Genomic DNA, 18,009 nt, shown 5'->3' with positions numbered 1-18,009 from the left:
GCGCACGGCGGTGACGCTCGCGAAGCTGGCGGCTCCTGGTCCTCCGGTGGGGCCGCAATTCCGGGCTTGCGTGTGCGGCCCGAATCCTGACACTCAACCTCATGCAATTCGCACCGCAACAGGACGAGGCCCTGAAGGCCGTTTCGCAATGGCTGAAAGAGGGCCGCTCGCCGCTCTTTAGGCTGTTCGGCTATGCCGGTACCGGCAAGACGACGCTGGCCCGGCATTTTGCCGAGCATGTCGATGGCGACGTGCTGTTTGCCGCCTTTACCGGCAAGGCGGCGCAGGTGCTGCGCTCCAAGGGCGCGAGCAACGCCAAGACCATTCACTCGCTGATCTACCGGCCGCGCGGCGAAGAGGAGGTTTCCGACGAGGAAACCGGCAAGACCTCGATCGCGCCGATGTTTGCGATCAACCGCCAGAGCCCGGTCGCCAAGGCGGCGCTGATCATCGTCGACGAATGCTCGATGGTGGACGAGGCACTCGGCAAGGACCTGATGAGCTTCGGCACGCCGATCCTGGTGCTTGGCGACCCCGGCCAGCTGCCGCCGGTTACGGGCGGCGGCTATTTCACCAATCAAGAGCCGGACTACCTGCTGACGGACATTCACCGCCAGGCGCGCGACAATCCGATCATCCAGCTCGCCATGCAGGTGCGCGAAGGCAAGGAAATCATGCATGGCGACTATGGCACGACGCATGTGATCGGTCGCTCTCAGGTGAACCAGGAACTGGTGCTCGAGGCCGACCAGGTGCTGGTCGGCACCAACAAGACCCGCCGGCGCTACAACCAGCGTCTGCGCGAACTGAAAGGCTTTACCAGCGAGTATCCGCAATCGGGCGACAAGCTCGTGTGCCTGAGGAACGATCCGGCCAAGGGCCTGCTCAACGGCTCGCTGTGGCAGGTGATGAGTTCTTCGAAGGAGACGGTGAAGCCGGGGATCAACCTGATGATCCGGCCCGAAGACGACGACATGGATCGCGGTGCCGCCAAGATCAAGCTGTTGAAGGCGGCCTTCGAGGATGTCGAGGGCGAGATCCCCTGGACGACGCGCAAGCGCTACGACGAGTTCGACTACGGCTACGCGCTGACGGTGCACAAGGCGCAGGGCTCGCAGTGGAACAATGTCGTGCTGTTCGACGAAAGCTGGGCCTTCCGCGATACCCGCGAGCGCTGGCTCTATACCGCGATCACTCGCGCTGCGGAGCGGCTGACCATCGTTCGCTAGACCGCACTGCCGGAAGGGATGCGGACGTGCCGATCAACAGGATCATTCTCTACGCCCATGACGTGGAAGCGACGGTTCGCTTCTACGAAAAACACTTCGGCTTCCAGGCATCGCGCGAGGCGGGCGACCGTATCGTCGAGCTGATCCCGCAAGACGGTGGCGCCAGCCTGATGGTCCATCCGACCGCCAAGGGCGCGCGGAAAGGCCAATCCCTCATCAAGCTAGTGTTCGATGTCAGGGATGTCGAAGCCTTCAGCCGAGGGTGCGCTCAGGAAGGGCTGGTATTCGGGGCCATCCATCAGGCCGATGGCTATCAGTTCGCCAATGCGAAGGACCCATCAGGCAATCCGATCTCGATATCGAGCCGCGCCTTCCGCAAGATCTGAGGTGCAGCCGTCTTGAGCTGTTACCGCTTCGTTGCCATCCAAATCATATGGCGGGCGCCGCCGCGTTTGCCGTTGGCGCGCACGTTCACCTCGTCGGCGGCAAAGCCGACTTCGCGCAGGCGGCGGGTGAAGGCGCTGTCGGGTGCCGACGACCAGACGGAAAGCACGCCGCCAGCCCGAAGGGCGGCTTGCGCGGCGCGAAGGCCGGTGTGGCTGTAGAGGCTGTCGTTGGAGGGGCGCGTCAGGCCATCCGGGCCATTGTCGACATCGAGCAGGATGGCGTCGTAGGCGGCCTTCTTCGAGCGGATCAGTGCGCCGACATCGCCGACATGGATATCGACGCGGGGATCGTCGAGCGTGCCCTTGTGCAGCTCGGCCATGGGGCCGCGAGCCCAGTCGACGACGGCCGGAACCAGTTCGGCGACGGTCACGCGGGCATCGCCTGGCAGCACGGCAAGGGCCGCGCGCAAGGTAAAGCCCATGCCCAGGCCGCCGATCAGCATGCTCAGGTTCTTGCCGCCGGCGATGCGCTCATGGGCGAGCGTCGCCAGCGCTTCTTCCGAGCCGCTCAACCGGCTGTTCATCAGCTCGTTCGAGCCGAGCATGATCGAGAATTCCTGCCCGCGCTGCTTCAGGCGCAGCTCGTCGCCGTCACCGGGAATGGTTGCGCGGTCCAGCTCTATCCAGGGAAGCATCGGGGTCTCTCGTCCGTATTTGTTCAGGCGCCCTCGTAACACGTGCGGGATAATGGCGACACCGCAATGTCTGCCGTTCAAGAGAATTGTGCCGCGTGGACCTGCAAACTGTTCGGCGCGCCTTACTGTGGCAGGCCTGCGGGCAGGGGGCTGCAGGAGAGCGTCGTGACCGAGGCGAGGCGCAACGCGACCTCGTCCTCTTCACGCACGAGGATGCGGACGGCAAGGCATCGGGGGAGGCTGCCGTGTCCTCGCTATTCCGGCGAGATCATGCCTGAAAGCACCGCCTTGGCGATCGCCTGGAAGCGGTTGTTAGCGCCGAACTTGCGGATGATGCCGGCTTCAAGGGTAAGCGCTGCTGCCACGTCCATGTCCATCAGGCCGGCGATGCGCGCCGCCGGATAGCCGTCGGCCATGAAGGTCAGGCACTCGCTTTCGATCGGCGAGAGATGGACATGGCCGTCCTCATCGGTGGCTTCGCCTCCGTCGGTGGTTTCGAGCAGCTCGGTGATGCGCTGCATCTGCCGGCGCAGGTTTGCCTGCTGGGCGGCAAGCTCACGCCGTCGGGCCAGCAGGGCGTCGCGAAACAGCTTGTCGGCTTCGGCCTGCTCCTCGGTGCCCGCAAGTCCGGTCAGCAGTTCCAGGATGGTCGAGATCGGCATGTCGATCTCGCGGCAGGCGTTGATGACGGCCATGCGGCGAATGTGATCTTCGTTGTAGACCCGCATCGGCCCCATGCGGGCGGCGGTCAGGAGCCCCTTTTCCTCGTAGAAGTGCAGCGTGCGATGGGTGACGCCGAAAGCGTCGGCCATGTCGGCGATCGCCAGCGGCGTCGTGGGGTCGTGGTGGGGAAGCGGCAGGTCGGGCAGAAAGCCGACACGATCGGGCGCGGCCAGCACGCCCTCGAATTTCCAGTGGTCTCGCGGCATGTCGAAGGTCCCCGGTCTACAGCCTGCGCGTCTTTCGACGCGCTGTTTCTGCAATTTCCTGAATCGAGACCGACCCAGGGGCGCGCGCAATCCGCGTCCGGAAGCGGTGGCGATCGTCGGGTCTCAAAGGTGCGGACGGATCCGCGCGGTGAGGCACTCGTTGATCGTCAACGACAATACCTGCTGCTCGGTTGGGGCACCTCCGCGCGCAAGGCACGGTTTACTCAGGACATCGATGCTTGCCTGACGAGCACCCAGGCACCCATTCCCAACGCATGCGTGTACCGTATACGCGAATCGCTAATATGACCAGTCCCAGTATGGCAGGCGAATGTGGCGGACCGGGGGTCGCAGCCGCTTCATGCGGACCGGCCTTTGCCCGCCCCGCCGGGCAGGCTCAGTGTCCGATGACCTTGAGCGGGCTGTTGGCGCTGAGGATGAACAGCGGCTCGTCGCCGCGCAGCGGCGAGAGTTTTTGCTGGCAGGACCAGGCGGTCTCGAAGGTGTCGCGGGTGAGGTGCTTGCGATAGCGCTGGGTGGCGGCCATGCAGCCCATCAGCGGGCTTTCGATCTGCTCTTCGCGGGCGTGATTATAGATCTCGCCATCGAGCGAAAACAGTTCGGCGGCGAGCGACATGCTCTCGAAAAGCAGGTCAGGCTCGGTCTCGAGCCGCTTCCAGGTGATGAAGTCCTGGCGCATCGGCACGTTCTCGCCGTCATGGGAGAGGGTGACGCGAATGCCCTGGGCCGGTGCGTCGTACCAGGTCACCTGGACTGTGAAGGAAAGTGCTGAGTTGCGCGAGACCGGTCGGCCGGTGTCGCCATCGGTGGCGCGCGCCAGCGTCTTGTGGCGCTGGGCGGCAAGCCGCAGCGCCGTGGCGAAGGCCTTCGCATCGCTGTTTTCGGCGCCGCTGAGCTTCACGGTAACGGCGGGCAGCACCCGCTCGGTTGCGTGGCGGGCGTTGAAGAGCTTGGCCTGGGCGTCGAGGTCCAGCGTCATTTCCTGCGACGGCATCGGTGCAAAGAGCAACAGCGGCAGGACGCTCAGAACGGAGAGCGGCGAGGAGAGCGGGGCTGGCGGCCAGGCGGGGCGATGCCCGGCAAAGCGCCGCTTGGCCGGCTTCGGCTGACGCGGCGCGGGGGCGGCAGTTTCGGCCACTTCCGTCCGCGCGTGGCGGTATTCCGGAACGTAGGTTCCCTTGGGAATGGCAATGCGCCAATCCTCGTCGGCGCCGTCGCCCTCGTAGAAGGCCTTGAGCAGCTTGCGCAGCTTGCCGGCATGCACGCGCACCAGCGGGTCGCTGTCGGCGTTGAAGGCCTGTGGCCGGTCGAAGACGTCGATGGCGATCGAGTACCCCTTGAGCTGATGGCCTTCGCCGATCATCTCCTTTTCGACGACATAGGCGAGGAACGCCCGCAAGCGCTCGGAGCGCGCGAAAGCCTTGCTTTCGAGGATGCGACGGAGCGTCCGCCGTATCGTCTCATCGCAGGGTCTTTCGACCGTCGTCATCGGTGCTTGCTCCAGGGTCATGTGATCTAAAAATCTATGAAGGCGATCGCGGCGTAGGCCAGGGCCATTCGATCTGATTCGGAAATTTAAGGCCAAAAGAAGTGGTTGTCAGGGGTGATAGACGCCAAATTTGAGTTTTTTCTGAAATAAACGTAAAAATTGCGTCCTCAATCCCTGTGACAGATCGTAGCGGTGCTCGCTCGCCCAGTGCCGGCGTGCCGGCGGCCCGAAGGTTTCGTTCCGGTGATTCAGCTTTCCTGCATATTAGAGAGATCGATTGTCAAGATTTGATCAAGACAAGGCGGGCAAACGCACTGCGCGCCATTGACGCGGATATTGCATTGGTACTCCTTGGAATTGCTGCATAATCCCGACCTCAAACCGTTTCTGCTTTCGTTAAATATGCAGTAGAACATTGCATCCACATTGCCCGCATCGGGCCGTGAGCGGCCCCGCCTCTGGAAAGTTCAGACATGCCTGCAAAACTGTCCGTGAATCTGAATGCCGTCGCAATGCTTCGCAACCGGCGCGATCTACCCTGGCCCTCCGTCACCGCACTCGGGCGCATTGCGCTCGAAGCCGGCGCCGCCGGCCTGACGGTGCATCCCCGGCCGGATCAGCGCCATGTCCGCTTTTCCGACCTGCAGCCGATCCGCGACCTGATCGACGGCGCATTCCCGGAGACGGAATTCAACATGGAAGGCTACCCGAACGAGGAGTTTCTCGGTCTCGTCGAAGCGCACCGGCCGGAACAGGTGACGCTGGTGCCCGACGATCCGGCGCAGGCGACCTCCGACCACGGCTGGGATTTCCGCAAGAACCACAATCTGCTCGGCCATGTGGTCGGCCGGCTGAAGAAGAAGGGTTTTCGCGTTTCGCTGTTTGCCGATGGCGACGAGGACATGGAGGCGCTGCGCATCGCCAAGGAAACGGGTGCGGACCGCATCGAACTCTACACCGGCCCCTATGGCGGCTGCTATGACGATCCGGAAAAGGCCGAGAAGATCGCCGGCGAGCTTGGCCGCACGGCGGCGCTGGCGGCCGAGCTCGGTCTCGACGTCAATGCCGGCCACGACCTGACTGTCGCCAACCTGCCGCTGCTTGCCAGGCACATTCCGAACCTTGCCGAAGTGTCGATCGGCCACGGCCTGACCGCCGATGCGCTGGAATACGGCATGGCCGAGACCGTGCGCCGCTTCCGTCGCGCCTGCGGGCAGGAGGTCTGAGGCGCCTTCGCATGAAGGAACTCTTCGTCGTCACCCACACGCAATCCGTCCACCATGTCGAGGGCAGGGTGGGCGGCTGGTACGATACCGGCCTGAGCGAGCGCGGCCGAAAGGATGCGGCGGCCACGGCCGAGCGTCTTGCGACCCTTGTCGGCGGGAGGCAGGTCGAGATCTTCAGCTCCGACCTTTTGCGCACCGCTGAAACGGCGGCGGCGATCGCCGCGCGCCTTGCCGCGCCCGTGACGGAAACCGCCGCTCTTCGCGAAATCAGCTATGGCGTGGCCGGCGGCGGGCCGCAGGCCTGGCTCGACGCGCGCTATACCGCGGCGCCGGACGACAATCGGCTGGATCATGATTGCGGTATCGACGGCGCGGAAACCCGCCGCGACGTGGCGCTTCGGGTCTACCCTTGCGTCGAGGCCATCGTCGCCAGGCCCTGTCCGACGCAGATCATCGTTACCCACGGTTTCACGCTGACGCTGGTGATGGCGGCCTGGATGAAGGTTCCGATCGAGGCCGCCGGTTTCTTGAGCTTCCCGGCGAAATCCGGAAGCATCACTCATCTGCGCGAGGATGATTTTTTCAGGAATCGCGCCGTCGTCTGCCTGGCGGATGCCGCGCATCTGGCAAATGAGACGCCGTAACATCCTGAAAATACTCAGGGCTACGCAGGCGCGAACGCAATGCAATCTGCAACGGGGGCTGCTATAGAGTAAGCCCGTCCTCTCGCCCATCTCCGGCCCATGATCATTCAGACCAGTTTTCGCGAGCGCATCGTTCTCTATGCGCTTCTGACATCGCTGACCTCGATCAGCATCGACGCGCTGTTGCCGGGTCTGCGCCAGATCGGCGCCGACGTCGGCGTCGCGCCGCCGCTTTCCACCCAGCATGTGATTTCGCTGTTCATTCTCGGCATGGCGTTCGGCGAACTGCTGCTCGGGCCGCTTTCCGATGCGATGGGGCGGAAGAGGGCGCTGGTCCTGGGCCTTGGCGTCTATGCGCTCGGAACGGTCATCGCCATGGTGGCGAACTCGCTCGAAATGGTCATCCTCGGCCGGTTTCTTCAGGGTGTCGGCGTCTCCGGGCCGAAGATCGCGACGAGGGCGATGATCCGCGACCAGTTCGAGGGTGACGCGATGGCCCGCGTCATGTCGTTCATGTTCACGCTGTTCATTCTGGTGCCGATGCTGGCGCCGACACTGGCGCAGGGGATCATCACTGTAGCCGGCTGGCGCAGCATCTTTGCCGTCTATCTCGCGGCGGCGGGCGTTCTCGGCCTGTGGCTGGTGATGCGGCAGCCGGAAACATTGCCGGCCGACAAACGCATTCCCTTTCGCCTGGGGCTGCTCGTATCGAACGGGCGGCGCATCCTGTCGCATCGGCGGGTGACGTTGCTGATCGTCGCGACCGGGCTCGTCTTCGGCGCGCAGCTTCTCTATCTGAGCACGGCGGCCGACCTCTTCTTCGACGCCTACGGGATCGGTGAGACCTTCCCGCTCTATTTTGCCATGCTGGCGACGGGCATCGGGCTTGCCTCGTTCCTTAATGCCAAGCTCGTGCAGCGCTTCGGCGCGGAGGCGATGGCGCGCCGAGGTTTTGTGGGCCTTGCCGCGGCAGGGCTGGCGATGCTTGCGGCATCGCTCTATTGGGGCGGGCGGCCGCCGCTTGCGATCCTGCTGGTGCTCGGTTTTGCCGCCTTCTTTGCGGTCGGCGTGCTGTTCGGCAATCTCAACGCCATGGCCATGCGTTCGCTCGGGCAGGTGGCCGGGCTCGGCGCATCGCTGATCGCCTCCGGCTCCAGCCTCGTGGCGACGGTGTTTTCGATCGCGGTGGGCGCCTTCTACGATGGCACGACGCTCAATCTTTCGGCCGGCTTCTTTCTCGCCGGCGTCGGCGCGCTCGTTCTGGCCGAGCTTGCGCTGAGGGCTGATGCTTCGCCGGTGGAGGCCTTCCGGTAGGCGACGGCAAAAGCTGGCAAGCCCGCGTGCCAGGCATCAGCCTTCCCATGCCGGCGAGCGCGGTGCTTCGGATGCCCGGTTACCGTGCCCGGCCAAGGCAGCGATGGGCTAACCGTTATAGACGACGGAAATCTTGTTTCCGGAGGGATCGCGCATGTAGGCCGCGTACCAGTGCGGCCCATAATGCGGCCGCGGGTTGGGGGCGCCCTCATCCGTTCCGCCATTGGCCATGCCTGCCTGGTAGAAGGCATCGACGTCCTGACGGGACTGGACCATGAAGCCGACCATCGAACCATTTCCAGCGCTTGCCGGTTCATTGTTGAAGGGCTTGCAGACCCACAGCACGGGACCATTGCCGGTTCCGCCTTCGGAATAGGCGCGCCAGTCCGGAAAGTCCGTGTGCGCCTTCCAGCCGATCGTCGCCAGGGTGGCATCGTAGAAGGCATTGGACCTGGCGGAATCCAATGCACCGACGGTCAGATAAACGCTCATGATTTCCCCTTTTTTAAGCGGTGAAGCCAGGAGAATTCATAGAGCGAAAACGTGAACAAAGCAAGAACAAATGGCGGTGACGACCATGGCGAAGATTGTCTGGCCGGCAGGGCGGGCAGCTCGTGCCCTCCCGGTGCCGACAGCATGGCAAAGGTCGTTTCGAGAGCCCGACGCAAACGGCCGGGCTCCCGCTGCCTGGCTTACCGCTTAGCTGGCAAGTCGCGCCTTGCTCGCTTCGAGAAAGGCGGCGAGCGTCACCGGCGTCGCGCCGGTCAGCGCGGTGACATCGCCCGTCACCATGTCGATGTGGCCCCCGCGGGTGTTGGCGTCGAAGGAAACGACGATCGGGATCAGGAAGTCCGGCAGGCCGGCGCTCTTCAGGCCGCCTGCGAGCGCCTCGTCGGAGATGTGCACGACGTTGAGGGACTTGCCGGTCGCCTTGGCGACGAGGGCTGCGATCTCGTCCGTCGAGCGCAGCTCGCCGCCCGTCAGCGTATAGGTGTGGCTCTCGCTTGTGGAGGCGGCAAGGGCTGCGGCTGCGGCCTTGGCGGCATCACCGCGGGCGATGTGGGCGAGGCGGCCTTCGCCCGAAGAAGAATACCATTGCCCGGTCTCAAGGGCATGCGGCAGCGCCATGAACAGGTTCTCCATGTACCAGCCGTTGCGCAGGATCGTATAGGGAATGCCGGTCGCCTTGATGGCGTTTTCAGTGCCGAGATGATCGGGTGCGAAGGGAATGACCGAGGTTTCCGGGCTCGGCATCGAGGTGTAGACGATGTGCTTGGCGCCGGCCTTCTTCGCAGCCGCAACGGCGGCCAGATGTTGCTTCAGCCGCTTGCCGGGCTGGTCCAGCGCGTCGGTAGAGATAATCAGGATCCGGTCGGCGCCGGCAAAGGCCTGGTCGAGCGAAGCGGGATCGTCGAAATCGGCGACGCGGGCCTGAACACCCCTGGCGATATAATTGGCGAGCTTCGTCGTATCGCGGCTGGTGGCGATGATCCGGGCCGGTGCGATGCCGGACGCAAGCAACTGGTCGAGCACGAGCTTGCCGAGTTGGCCGGTTGCGCCGGTGACGAGCAATGTATCGGACATGGTCTTTACCTTTTCTGTTTTGGCCGAGACGGAAACGCGCGCAGAACGCCGCGGCGCAGGCCTCGCCGGCTCTTCCTGCCGTTGCCTGGGAGATGCTTCGGCACATGGTCTCTTTTTGAGACTTGCTCTTATCGCGTAATCGCAGTAGGGCTGTAAAGGAGGCAGTTTTTTCTGCTGTGGTTACAAAAAGGGTACCGCCGATGAACAAGCCGACCGGGGACATGAAGGGCAAGCGCGTGGCGATCGTCTGCGGCGTGCCGATGGATATGGAAAACTGCCCGGTCCGCGACGTCATGGACAATATCGGCGGCAAGTGGAACTCGCTGATGATCCTGTCGCTCGCCGACGGCCCCTTGCGCTTCTCGCAGCTCCGCCGGCTGATCCCCGACATCTCCCAGCGCATGTTGACCCAGACGCTGCGGGACCTGCAGCGCGACGGCTACATCCACCGCACCGTCTACCCCACACAGCCGCCGAGCGTCGAATATGCGCTGACCGATCTCGGGCGCTCGCTGCTCGGCCTGCTCAAGCACTTCGTCGACTGGTCGGTGGAAAACCACGGCGCCATTCGGGCCGCGCGCGAGGTGTATGACGCGCAGGGGTAGGGCGTTTCGTAGCGGCGATGATGCCCCTTAGTCGCGGGTTGGTTGCGCTGTGGCGCGCCTGCTATTTTCGTGTCCGGTGATCGTTTCGTGGGGCTTGCCCCTCACCCTAACCCTCTCCCCGCACGCGGGGAGAGGGGACGCGCCCGGTCGGAGCGTTGCCGAGTGGGGCAGCCGTCAGATGAGACCGAGGGCGCGCCGATCGTTGCCACGGTGACACAACTGGCGGGAGCGACGATGGAGCGAGCGGGTGCCACGCGTACCCTTCGCCCGCCTGCGGGGAGAAGATGGCCGGCAGGCCGGATGAGGGGCGGCCACTCCTTTGCAGCATGACGCAACGTCATGCGCCACGCGCGACGTCGTGTCCCGGTAGCGTGACCTTGCCCTAGCACTTTGATTTTCCCTATAGTTTCGCCGATCATCCGCGTCACCTCGGGGAACCATGAAGACACTTCATATCGGCATAGCGGGCGCCGGCCCGGCGGGGCTGGCAGCGGCACTGATGCTGTCGCGGCGCGGTCATCGGGTGGAGATCCTCGAGCGGTTCGACGCAGCTTCACCTGTCGGTTCCGGGCTGATGCTGCAGCCGACGGGGCTGACGGTCCTGAACACACTCGGCCTGTTGCAGCCGATGCTGGTCCTCGGCAGCCGGATCGACCGGCTCTATGGCGCCGATGCCAAATCCGGGCGCACCGTGCTCGACGTGCGCTATGATGCGCTCGCCGGTGGGCGCTTCGGGCTGGCGGTGCAGCGCGCGGCCCTCTTCAATACGCTTCACGATGCCGTGGCCGCGGTCGGGCTGCCGGTCAAGACCGGCGTCACGCTGACCGAGGTTCGCATGGCTGGCGGCAAGGCCGTGATGCTGGATGCGCAAGGGCATGAGGCGGGCGCCTATGATCTGGTGATCGATGCAAGCGGCGCACGCTCGGCGCTTGCTGCCGGTTCGACCGCCGCGCCCAAGGTGCGCGAGCTTGCCTATGGCGCCTTCTGGGCGACGCTCGACAGCGACGGCCTCAATCATGATGCGCACGCTTTGGTGCAGCGCTACGACCGGGCGAAGGTGATGATCGGCATCCTGCCGGCGGGCCGCGCGCGGATGGGTGAGCGCGACCGCGTCGCCTTCTTCTGGAGCCTGAGGGTCGCGGACACAGACGTGATATGGCAGGCCGGGCTCGATCGCTGGAAGGCGCGCATTCTCGATTACTGGCCGGATTGTGCGCCGTTGCTGGATCAGATCAGTGACTGGGAGCAACTGACGCTGGCGCGCTATGCGCACCGCACCATGCGCCGGCCGGTCTCCGGCCGCATCGCCTTTGTCGGCGACAGCGCCCATTCGACGAGCCCGCAGCTCGGACAGGGGGCGAATATGGCGCTGCTCGACGTCGCAGCACTTTCGCATGCGCTGGAGACGGCTGGCGATCTCGATGCCGCACTTGCCGCCTATGCCGCCGCACGCCGCAACCACGTCGCGCTGTTCCAGCTGCTGTCGCTCCTCTTCACGCCCTTCTACCAGTCGGACTCGACGGCTCTCGCCTGGCTGCGCGACAGGCTGGTAGCCACAGTTGCGCGCACCCCGCCGATGCAGGGGCTGCTCGCCTCGATCGTCTCGGGCACGCTGATCGACCCGTTCAAGCCGGCGGGGCTTGCCGAATGCGATTGGCAGGCGGTGCGGGGCGGCGCGGACGGGCGCGGCCAAGCGGCCGCTCCGGCGATTTCCACCTGAGACGGCCGCGAATCCTGTATCAAGGCGATCCGGATGGCGGATGGAGGGGGTGATGGCGGACGGCGTGGCGGCCATTCTGGTGCATGTGGCCGATACGCAGGCGGGTCTTGCCTGGTATCAGCGCGCATTTCCTGACGCTGAACATCGGTTTCTTGCCGCCTTTGATTTTTCCTATCTGCGGATCGGCACCATCGATCTCGAGATCGTCCAGGCCGACGAGAAGGTGGCGAGCGGTGCTGCCGGTTCCGTCGTCTACTGGGCGGTCGCGGACGTCGATCGGGCGCTCGCCCATTTCGAGGCGCTCGGCGCGCATCTCTATCGCGGGCCGATGGCGATCCAGGAGGGGCTGTGGATGTGCCAGGTGCGCGACCCCTGGGGCAATTGTATCGGCCTTCGTGGGCCGCGTCCGGGAAAGGGTGGCATCGACCACGAGACGGAGCTCTGAATGGCGACACGGGTGGAAATCGTTGCCTATGATCCCATCTGGCCGCAGCGTTACCGGGAGATCGCGCAGGATCTCAGGCGCATCCTGGATGCGCTGGTCATCGCCGTCGATCATATCGGCAGCACGGCCGTTCCCGGCATGGCGGCAAAGGCCGTCATCGACATCGATGTCACCTTGAGAGGGCTGCCCGACATTGCGGCTGCCAGCGCCTTGCTCGTTGCGGCCGGCTACCAGGCGCGCGGCAACCGGTACGACGACGATGTCTGGGCCTTTATGCTGCAGGGGGTCGAGCCGAATCGGCGCGTCTATCTCTGCCCGCCGGACAACGAGACCCATCGACGGCGTCTTGTCTTCCGCGACCATCTGCGCAGCCATGCGGACACCGCCTTGGCCTACGCGGCGCTGAAGGCACGCCTCGCCGAGGCCTATCGATATGACGGCGATCGCTACACCGCTGAGAAGACGCGCTTCGTCGACGCGATCGTCGACCGCGAAGACCGGATGACAGGAGATCGGTCCGCCATGGTGCAAGCAACAGTCACTTGCGAGATCCGTTACCGGCTGAAACCGGGCCGCCTGGCGGAATTCGAGGCCTATGCGCAAACCTGGATGACGCTGATCGAGCGGCACGGCGGGACGCATCACGGCTATTTCGTGCCGCGCGAAAAACCTGAGGGCGTCGGCGCCAGTTTTCCGGGGGTGGGCGAAGACGGAGCCGGCGACATCGCCGTCGCGCTCTTCACCTTTGCGGACGAGGCGGCGTATCTGCGCTATCGCAGCGATGTGGCCGCGGATCCCGATGGGATGGCAGCGAACGCGCTTTACGCCGACGATCCGCCGTTCGTGAGCTATGAGCGCGTCTTCCTGCAGCCGCTTGCGCGCCGCCGATAGCCGTCTTTGTGGCGGCTGATCGATGTGGCGCGATTGGGCAGCCTAGCCTAGCCCTCGGCTAACTACGCGGCCCGCTTGAGGCAAGCCCCATCCAGTGCGAATTCGACGGCAGCTTCCGCGTGGATCGCGGTGGAATCGAAGCCCGGCAGCGGCAAGGCTCTCGGGTCGAGGGTCAGACAGATTTCGGTGCAGCCGAGGATGACGGCGTCCGCGCCTTCCGCTTCGGCCTTGTCGATCAATTCGATCAGCGCCCGGCGGGACGAGCGCAGCACCTTGCCGGCGCAAAGCTCGTCGAAGATGACATCGTGCACGAGGGTGCGGCCGTCCGCATCCGGCACCAGGATGTCGATGCCGTGGCTTCTCATACGCTCGGCATAAAAGCCGTGCTCCATGGTGTAGCGGGTGGCAAGCAGCAGCGGCCGGCGGCTGCTTGCGGCCTTCAGGCGCGCTGCCGTCTCGTCGATGATGTTGATGAGGGGGATGTCGATTGCTGCCTGAACCTGATCGGCGATCAGGTGCATGGTGTTGGTGCAGATCAGCACGCAGTCCGCACCGGCCGCTTCGAGGCTCTGGGCGACATCGGCAAGCCGCTTGGCAGCGTCTTCCCAGCGGCCGGCCTTCTGCAGGTCGACGATCGACTGGAAGTCGACGGAATGCAAAAGCACCTCGGCCGAATGCAGCCCGCCCAGGTGGTCGCGAACGGCCTCGTTGACCATGCGATAGTAGACCGCCGAGCTTTCGAAGCTCATGCCGCCGATAAGACCGATCTTGCGCATAACCATTCCTCTCTGTCCGCTACCGCCGCCGTCCGTGGCGACCGTCGTTTGATGGGCTGAACTATGCCGCAGGGTCGGCGGCAATGGTTCGCTTTAATGGGAGCAAAAGCGGCCATGCGCGCGAATGGTTTGCGCATGTTGGAGTGAATGTGCAATTATGTAGCGTATGAATTTCTGATCATGGGAGGGATCGGCGTGCTCGACGATAGAGACAGAAAGCTGCTGGCGCTGCTGCAGCAGGATGCGACTGTGGCCGTCGGCGAATTGGCGGAGCGGGTGAACCTGTCGCTTTCGGCCTGTTCGCGCCGCATCCAGCGGCTGGAGGAGGCGGGTTACATCGCCAGGCGCATCGTCGTGCTCGACCGCGAGCGCATGGGCGTGCCGACGACCGTGTTTGCCCTGATCAAGACGGCGCACCACTCGGACGAATGGATCGAGACCTTCCGCCGGGCGATCAGCGATATCCCCGAAATCGTCGAGGCCCATCGTCTGACGGGAAATCATGACTATATCGTCAAGGTCGTGCTGCCGCGTGTCGAGCACTACGACGTGGTCTACAAGCAGATCGTGCGCAAGGTCGAACTCTTCGACGTCTCCGCCTCGATCTCGATGGAAATCCTGAAGAGCGGCACGGCGGTGCCGGTCGATTATGCGGTGTGAGGCGAAATGACGAATGACGCTGTGAGCAAGGCGGTCGGTGGCGACGTTGCCGATGCGCTGGTGATTGTCGATGTGCAGCGGGCCTTCATTTCCGGGCCTGAAGCCGTGCCCGGCCATGTCGATCTGCAACGGGCCGTTGGCCTGCTTCTGCAGAAGGCGCGTTCGGCCGGCGTGCCGGTGATATTCCTGCAGAACGATGGGCCTGAGGGCGCTGTCGACGAACCGGAGACCGATGGCTGGCAGTTGTTCTTTGCCGCCAAGTCAGGCGAGGTGGTCGTGCGCAAACGGCACGACGACGGCTTCGACGGCACCGATCTCGAAGACCAGCTCCGGGCGCGCAAGGTCGAGACGATCGCGATCTGCGGCATGCTTTCGGAAATGTGCCTGGCGGCGACAGCCCGCACGGCCATGGCGAAGGACTTCACCGTGATCCTCGCCAATGACGCACACGCCACCTATGACGTGCCGCCCGGTCCTGGCCGCTCGCCGATGGTGCCTGCGCGTCTCGCCGCACGCGCGGCCGAATGGTCGCTCGGTGACGAGATCGTGCTCACGGATGCGGTGGAAGACATCGCCTTCGCCGTCGCGTCTCCGTCCGCTTAAGCTTCCCCTCCGGGTTTCGTCCGTCAGGGCGGGCCGAAGCGGGCCGCATAGTCCGAGGGCGCGATGCCCTTGCGGCGCTGAAAGGCGCGGCGCATGCGCTCGGCGTTGCCGAAGCCGAAGAGGAACGGGGCTTGCGAGACGGACACGTCTCTGCGCTCGATCGCCTCGCAGGCCGCATCGACCCGCAATTCCTCGACGAACTGCGCCGGGCTTGCGCCCACCTCCTGCGTGAACAGGCGGGAGAAACTCCGTTCGCTCATGCGCGCCATGTCCGCAAGCCGCGGCACGGAGAGGTCGGCTGTAAGATCGGAGCGGATCTCGGCCACCAGCGCATCGAAGCGGTCGCCTCGGCTCGTCATCTGCTGGTGCAGGGCGGCGCTGAACTGGCGCTGGCCGCCCGTGCGCTTGACGTAGAGCACCAGGGAGCGCGCGAGCCGCAGGGCCTCGCTGCGGCCGAGGTCCTCTTCGACCATCGCAAGCGCCATGTCGATGCCGGCGGTCACACCGGCGGAGGTCCAGATGCCGCGATCCTGCTCGTAGATCGAATCCTCGCGCACGTCGATATCTGGGAAATCCTGCTGCAACTGGGCGCAATCTTCCCAATGGGTCGTTGCGCGCCGCCCATCAAGATGGCCGCCGCGCGCGAGAATGAAGGCGCCGAGGCAGATGGAGCCGAGGCGCCGACATTGGCCGGCCATGGCCGCCAGGAATGCTTGCAGCCCTTCCGAATTCGCCGCTTCGAGCGCGCTTTGCCCGCCCGAGACGATGAGCGTGTCGGGCGCGGCGCAATCGGAAAAGGGGCGGGTATCGAGCGCAACGCCTGTGTCCGTTGCGACCGGGCCGCCGAACTCGGAGACCAGCGCGATGGAATAGGCCCGGGAGCCCGACGCGGTGCGGGCGTCGTTGAAGACCTGCAACGGGCCGGTCACATCGATCAGCTTGGTGCGGTCGAAGAGCACGATCGCGACCGTTCGCACGTCTTTTTCGGGTTTGGCATAAAACGAGGGCATATTGTCATTTATGCCAAAGGCTTTTCATGGGAGCAAGCGGGGACATCATCCGCAACCGATGGAGCCGACCATGCTGGAACTCAGACCGAACTGCGAACTGTGCGACCGCGACCTGCCGCCGGCGTCCGCGGACGCGCGCATTTGCTCTTACGAATGCACCTATTGCGCAAGCTGCGTGGAAACGGTGCTTCACAATGTCTGCCCGACCTGCGGCGGCGGATTTGCGCCAAGGCCGATCCGGCCCCAGCGGTCCTTTCGCCCGGAAAAGCGGTTGGGTCTCGGCTTTGATCCCGCCAGCGACGTACGTCGCCATTCACCGTTTACGGCTGAGGATATTGCGGCGCATGTGGCGCGGATCCGGCATCTCGCGCCGGACGAGCGCTGACGGTTGCGGGCTGTTCTTGATTTTTTGCAAGGGTGACATGAGGTGGTTGCGCTTGTCCTTGGCGGTCACAACCCCAATGTTGTGGCATGTCCAACGGAAGGCCGGTCGCAAAGCCGACTGGAAAGAACATGCAGGACAGGCATCACGTGGTCGTTGTCGGCGGCGGGTTTGGCGGATTGCAACTCGTCAAGGGGCTTGCCGGCGCGCCGGTGAGGATCACCCTCATCGACCGGCGCAACCATCATCTCTTCCAGCCCTTGCTCTACCAGGTGGCAACAACGCTGATCGCGACCTCCGAAATCGCCTGGCCGATCCGCAGCCTCTGGCGCGACCGGCCCGAGGTGACGACGCTGCTTGGCGAGGTGAGCGATGTCGACGAGGCCGGAAAGGCCGTGGTGCTCAGGGACGGCAAGCGGATCGGCTACGACACGCTGGTGCTGGCGACCGGGGCGACGCACGCCTATTTCGGCCATGACGAATGGGAGCCCTTTGCCCCCGGCCTGAAGACCCTGGAAGACGCGACGACGATCCGGCGGCGGGTGCTGCTCGCCTTCGAGCGCGCCGAGCTCGAAGAGGATCCTGATCTCCGTGCCGCCCTCCTGACCTTCACCGTCATCGGTGCCGGCCCGACCGGCGTCGAGCTTGCCGGCATCATCGCCGAGATGGCGCACCGCACGCTTCCCGACGAATTTCGCCGCATCGACACGCGGCAGGCCCGTGTGATCCTGGTGGAAGCGGGGCCGCGCATTCTCGCCGCCTTCAGCGAGGATCTTTCGGCCTATGCGGTCAAGGAACTGGAGCGGCTCGGCGTCGAGGTTCGCACCGGTACACCCGTGACATCCTGCACGGAAGAGGGCGTTGTCATCGGCGACCAATTCGTCGGCAGCCGTACGCTCGTCTGGGCCGCCGGTGTGCAGGCCTCGCCCGCTGCCCGCTGGCTGGATATCCCGGCCGACCGCGCCGGCCGGGCGATCGTCGGCGCTGACCTCACGGCTCCCGGCCATGCCGACGTCTTCGTCATCGGCGACACGGCTGCCGTCACCTATGACGGCGGCAAGCCGGTGCCGGGCATTGCGCCCGCCGCCAAGCAGCAGGGCGCCTATGTGGCCGACGTCATCCGCGCACGGCTTTCAGGCGACAAGCCGCCCGGAGACTTCCGCTATCGCCACCAGGGCAGCCTTGCCACCATCGGCCGGCGCGCGGCGATCATCGATTTCGGCCGCTTCAAGCTCAAGGGCGCGCTTGCCTGGTGGATCTGGGGCATCGCCCACATCTACTTCCTGATCGGCACGCGCAGCCGCTTCGCCGTCGCCTGGAGCTGGTTCTGGACCTATCTGAGCGGACAGCACAGTGCCCGGCTGATCACCCAGAAGGAGACGCTGAAGGAGAAGGGGTAA

General features: G+C 64.7%; 20 protein-coding genes. 13 read left to right on the top strand and 7 right to left on the bottom strand.

Annotation, left to right across the window (positions count from 1 at the left end):
- The first annotated feature begins 101 nt into the window (after positions 1-101).
- Together FA04_RS10415 and FA04_RS10410 are read left to right on the top strand one after the other, a co-directional pair.
- Entirely contained in the window at positions 102-1,229 is a 1,128-nt protein-coding gene (locus FA04_RS10415; RefSeq protein ID WP_034792744.1) for an ATP-dependent DNA helicase, read from the top strand.
- 26 nt (positions 1,230-1,255) lie between these two features.
- Positions 1,256-1,615 (top strand): VOC family protein, encoded by a 360-nt coding sequence (locus tag FA04_RS10410; protein ID WP_034792745.1) that lies wholly within the window; start codon positions 1,256-1,258, stop codon positions 1,613-1,615.
- Positions 1,616-1,635: 20 nt separating this feature from the next.
- Here FA04_RS10410 and FA04_RS10405 read toward each other — a convergent pair whose 3' ends face one another.
- The 3 genes from FA04_RS10405 to FA04_RS10395 form a co-directional block, all read right to left on the bottom strand.
- A complete protein-coding gene (locus FA04_RS10405; RefSeq protein ID WP_034792746.1) occupies positions 1,636-2,310 on the bottom strand; it encodes a spermine/spermidine synthase domain-containing protein in 675 nt (224 codons plus the stop codon).
- 254 nt (positions 2,311-2,564) lie between these two features.
- Positions 2,565-3,239, bottom strand: coding sequence for a MerR family transcriptional regulator (locus FA04_RS10400; protein ID WP_034792747.1), 675 nt, complete (start codon positions 3,237-3,239; stop codon positions 2,565-2,567).
- 397 nt (positions 3,240-3,636) lie between these two features.
- Positions 3,637-4,749, bottom strand: coding sequence for a hypothetical protein (locus tag FA04_RS10395; RefSeq protein WP_034792748.1), 1,113 nt, complete (start codon positions 4,747-4,749; stop codon positions 3,637-3,639).
- Between the two features lie 473 nt (positions 4,750-5,222).
- Between FA04_RS10395 and FA04_RS10390 the strand changes: the two genes are divergently transcribed.
- The 3 genes from FA04_RS10390 (at position 5,223) to FA04_RS10380 (ending at position 7,933) form a co-directional block, all read left to right on the top strand.
- A complete protein-coding gene (locus FA04_RS10390) occupies positions 5,223-5,975 on the top strand; it encodes a pyridoxine 5'-phosphate synthase (RefSeq protein WP_034792749.1) in 753 nt (250 codons plus the stop codon).
- Positions 5,976-5,986: 11 nt separating this feature from the next.
- A complete protein-coding gene (locus tag FA04_RS10385) occupies positions 5,987-6,619 on the top strand; it encodes a histidine phosphatase family protein (protein WP_034792751.1) in 633 nt (210 codons plus the stop codon).
- Between the two features lie 99 nt (positions 6,620-6,718).
- Entirely contained in the window at positions 6,719-7,933 is a 1,215-nt protein-coding gene (locus FA04_RS10380; protein ID WP_034792753.1) for a multidrug effflux MFS transporter, read from the top strand.
- Between the two features lie 108 nt (positions 7,934-8,041).
- On the opposite strand, the gene FA04_RS10375 is transcribed toward FA04_RS10380, so the two are convergent.
- Positions 8,042-8,425, bottom strand: a complete 384-nt coding sequence (locus FA04_RS10375; protein ID WP_034792755.1) for a VOC family protein — start codon at positions 8,423-8,425, stop codon at positions 8,042-8,044.
- Between the two features lie 207 nt (positions 8,426-8,632).
- Positions 8,633-9,517, bottom strand: a complete 885-nt coding sequence (locus FA04_RS10370; protein ID WP_034792757.1) for an SDR family oxidoreductase — start codon at positions 9,515-9,517, stop codon at positions 8,633-8,635.
- A gap of 200 nt (positions 9,518-9,717) precedes the next feature.
- Between FA04_RS10370 and FA04_RS10365 the strand changes: the two genes are divergently transcribed.
- From FA04_RS10365 to FA04_RS36555, 4 genes are all read left to right on the top strand, one after another.
- Positions 9,718-10,122, top strand: coding sequence for a winged helix-turn-helix transcriptional regulator (locus FA04_RS10365; protein ID WP_034792759.1), 405 nt, complete (start codon positions 9,718-9,720; stop codon positions 10,120-10,122).
- A gap of 439 nt (positions 10,123-10,561) precedes the next feature.
- Positions 10,562-11,842: an FAD-dependent oxidoreductase gene (locus tag FA04_RS10360; protein ID WP_051659256.1), complete on the top strand. Its 1,281-nt coding sequence runs from the start codon at positions 10,562-10,564 to the stop codon at positions 11,840-11,842.
- 52 nt (positions 11,843-11,894) lie between these two features.
- Positions 11,895-12,287 (top strand): VOC family protein, encoded by a 393-nt coding sequence (locus FA04_RS10355; protein WP_034792769.1) that lies wholly within the window; start codon positions 11,895-11,897, stop codon positions 12,285-12,287.
- Positions 12,288-13,178 (top strand): GrpB family protein, encoded by an 891-nt coding sequence (locus tag FA04_RS36555; RefSeq protein ID WP_063979479.1) that lies wholly within the window; start codon positions 12,288-12,290, stop codon positions 13,176-13,178.
- A gap of 62 nt (positions 13,179-13,240) precedes the next feature.
- Here the strand turns inward: FA04_RS36555 and FA04_RS10345 are convergent, their stop codons facing one another.
- Positions 13,241-13,960: an aspartate/glutamate racemase family protein gene (locus FA04_RS10345; RefSeq protein ID WP_082572749.1), complete on the bottom strand. Its 720-nt coding sequence runs from the start codon at positions 13,958-13,960 to the stop codon at positions 13,241-13,243.
- A 189-nt stretch (positions 13,961-14,149) separates the two neighbouring features.
- On the opposite strand from FA04_RS10345, the gene FA04_RS10340 reads away from it, so the two are divergent.
- Together FA04_RS10340 and FA04_RS10335 are read left to right on the top strand one after the other, a co-directional pair.
- The gene (locus FA04_RS10340) at positions 14,150-14,614 is read left to right on the top strand and encodes an Lrp/AsnC family transcriptional regulator (RefSeq protein WP_034793632.1); all 465 of its coding nucleotides are present in this window, start codon (positions 14,150-14,152) and stop codon (positions 14,612-14,614) included.
- A gap of 6 nt (positions 14,615-14,620) precedes the next feature.
- Positions 14,621-15,217, top strand: coding sequence for an isochorismatase family protein (locus FA04_RS10335; RefSeq protein ID WP_034792783.1), 597 nt, complete (start codon positions 14,621-14,623; stop codon positions 15,215-15,217).
- A 23-nt stretch (positions 15,218-15,240) separates the two neighbouring features.
- Here FA04_RS10335 and FA04_RS10330 read toward each other — a convergent pair whose 3' ends face one another.
- On the bottom strand, positions 15,241-16,194 hold the full coding sequence (locus FA04_RS10330; protein ID WP_159415449.1) for a GlxA family transcriptional regulator: 954 nt from the start codon (positions 16,192-16,194) through the stop codon (positions 15,241-15,243).
- Positions 16,195-16,297: 103 nt separating this feature from the next.
- Between FA04_RS10330 and FA04_RS10325 the strand changes: the two genes are divergently transcribed.
- Positions 16,298-16,612, top strand: a complete 315-nt coding sequence (locus tag FA04_RS10325; protein ID WP_034793634.1) for a DUF1272 domain-containing protein — start codon at positions 16,298-16,300, stop codon at positions 16,610-16,612.
- 128 nt (positions 16,613-16,740) lie between these two features.
- A complete protein-coding gene (locus tag FA04_RS10320; RefSeq protein WP_034792787.1) occupies positions 16,741-18,009 on the top strand; it encodes an NAD(P)/FAD-dependent oxidoreductase in 1,269 nt (422 codons plus the stop codon).

Source organism: Ensifer adhaerens, from assembly GCF_000697965.2.
Taxonomy (GTDB): domain Bacteria; phylum Pseudomonadota; class Alphaproteobacteria; order Rhizobiales; family Rhizobiaceae; genus Ensifer; species Ensifer adhaerens.
The sequence above is the reverse complement of the archived record's forward strand: the minus strand, read 5'-3'. Positions and strand labels throughout refer to the sequence as shown.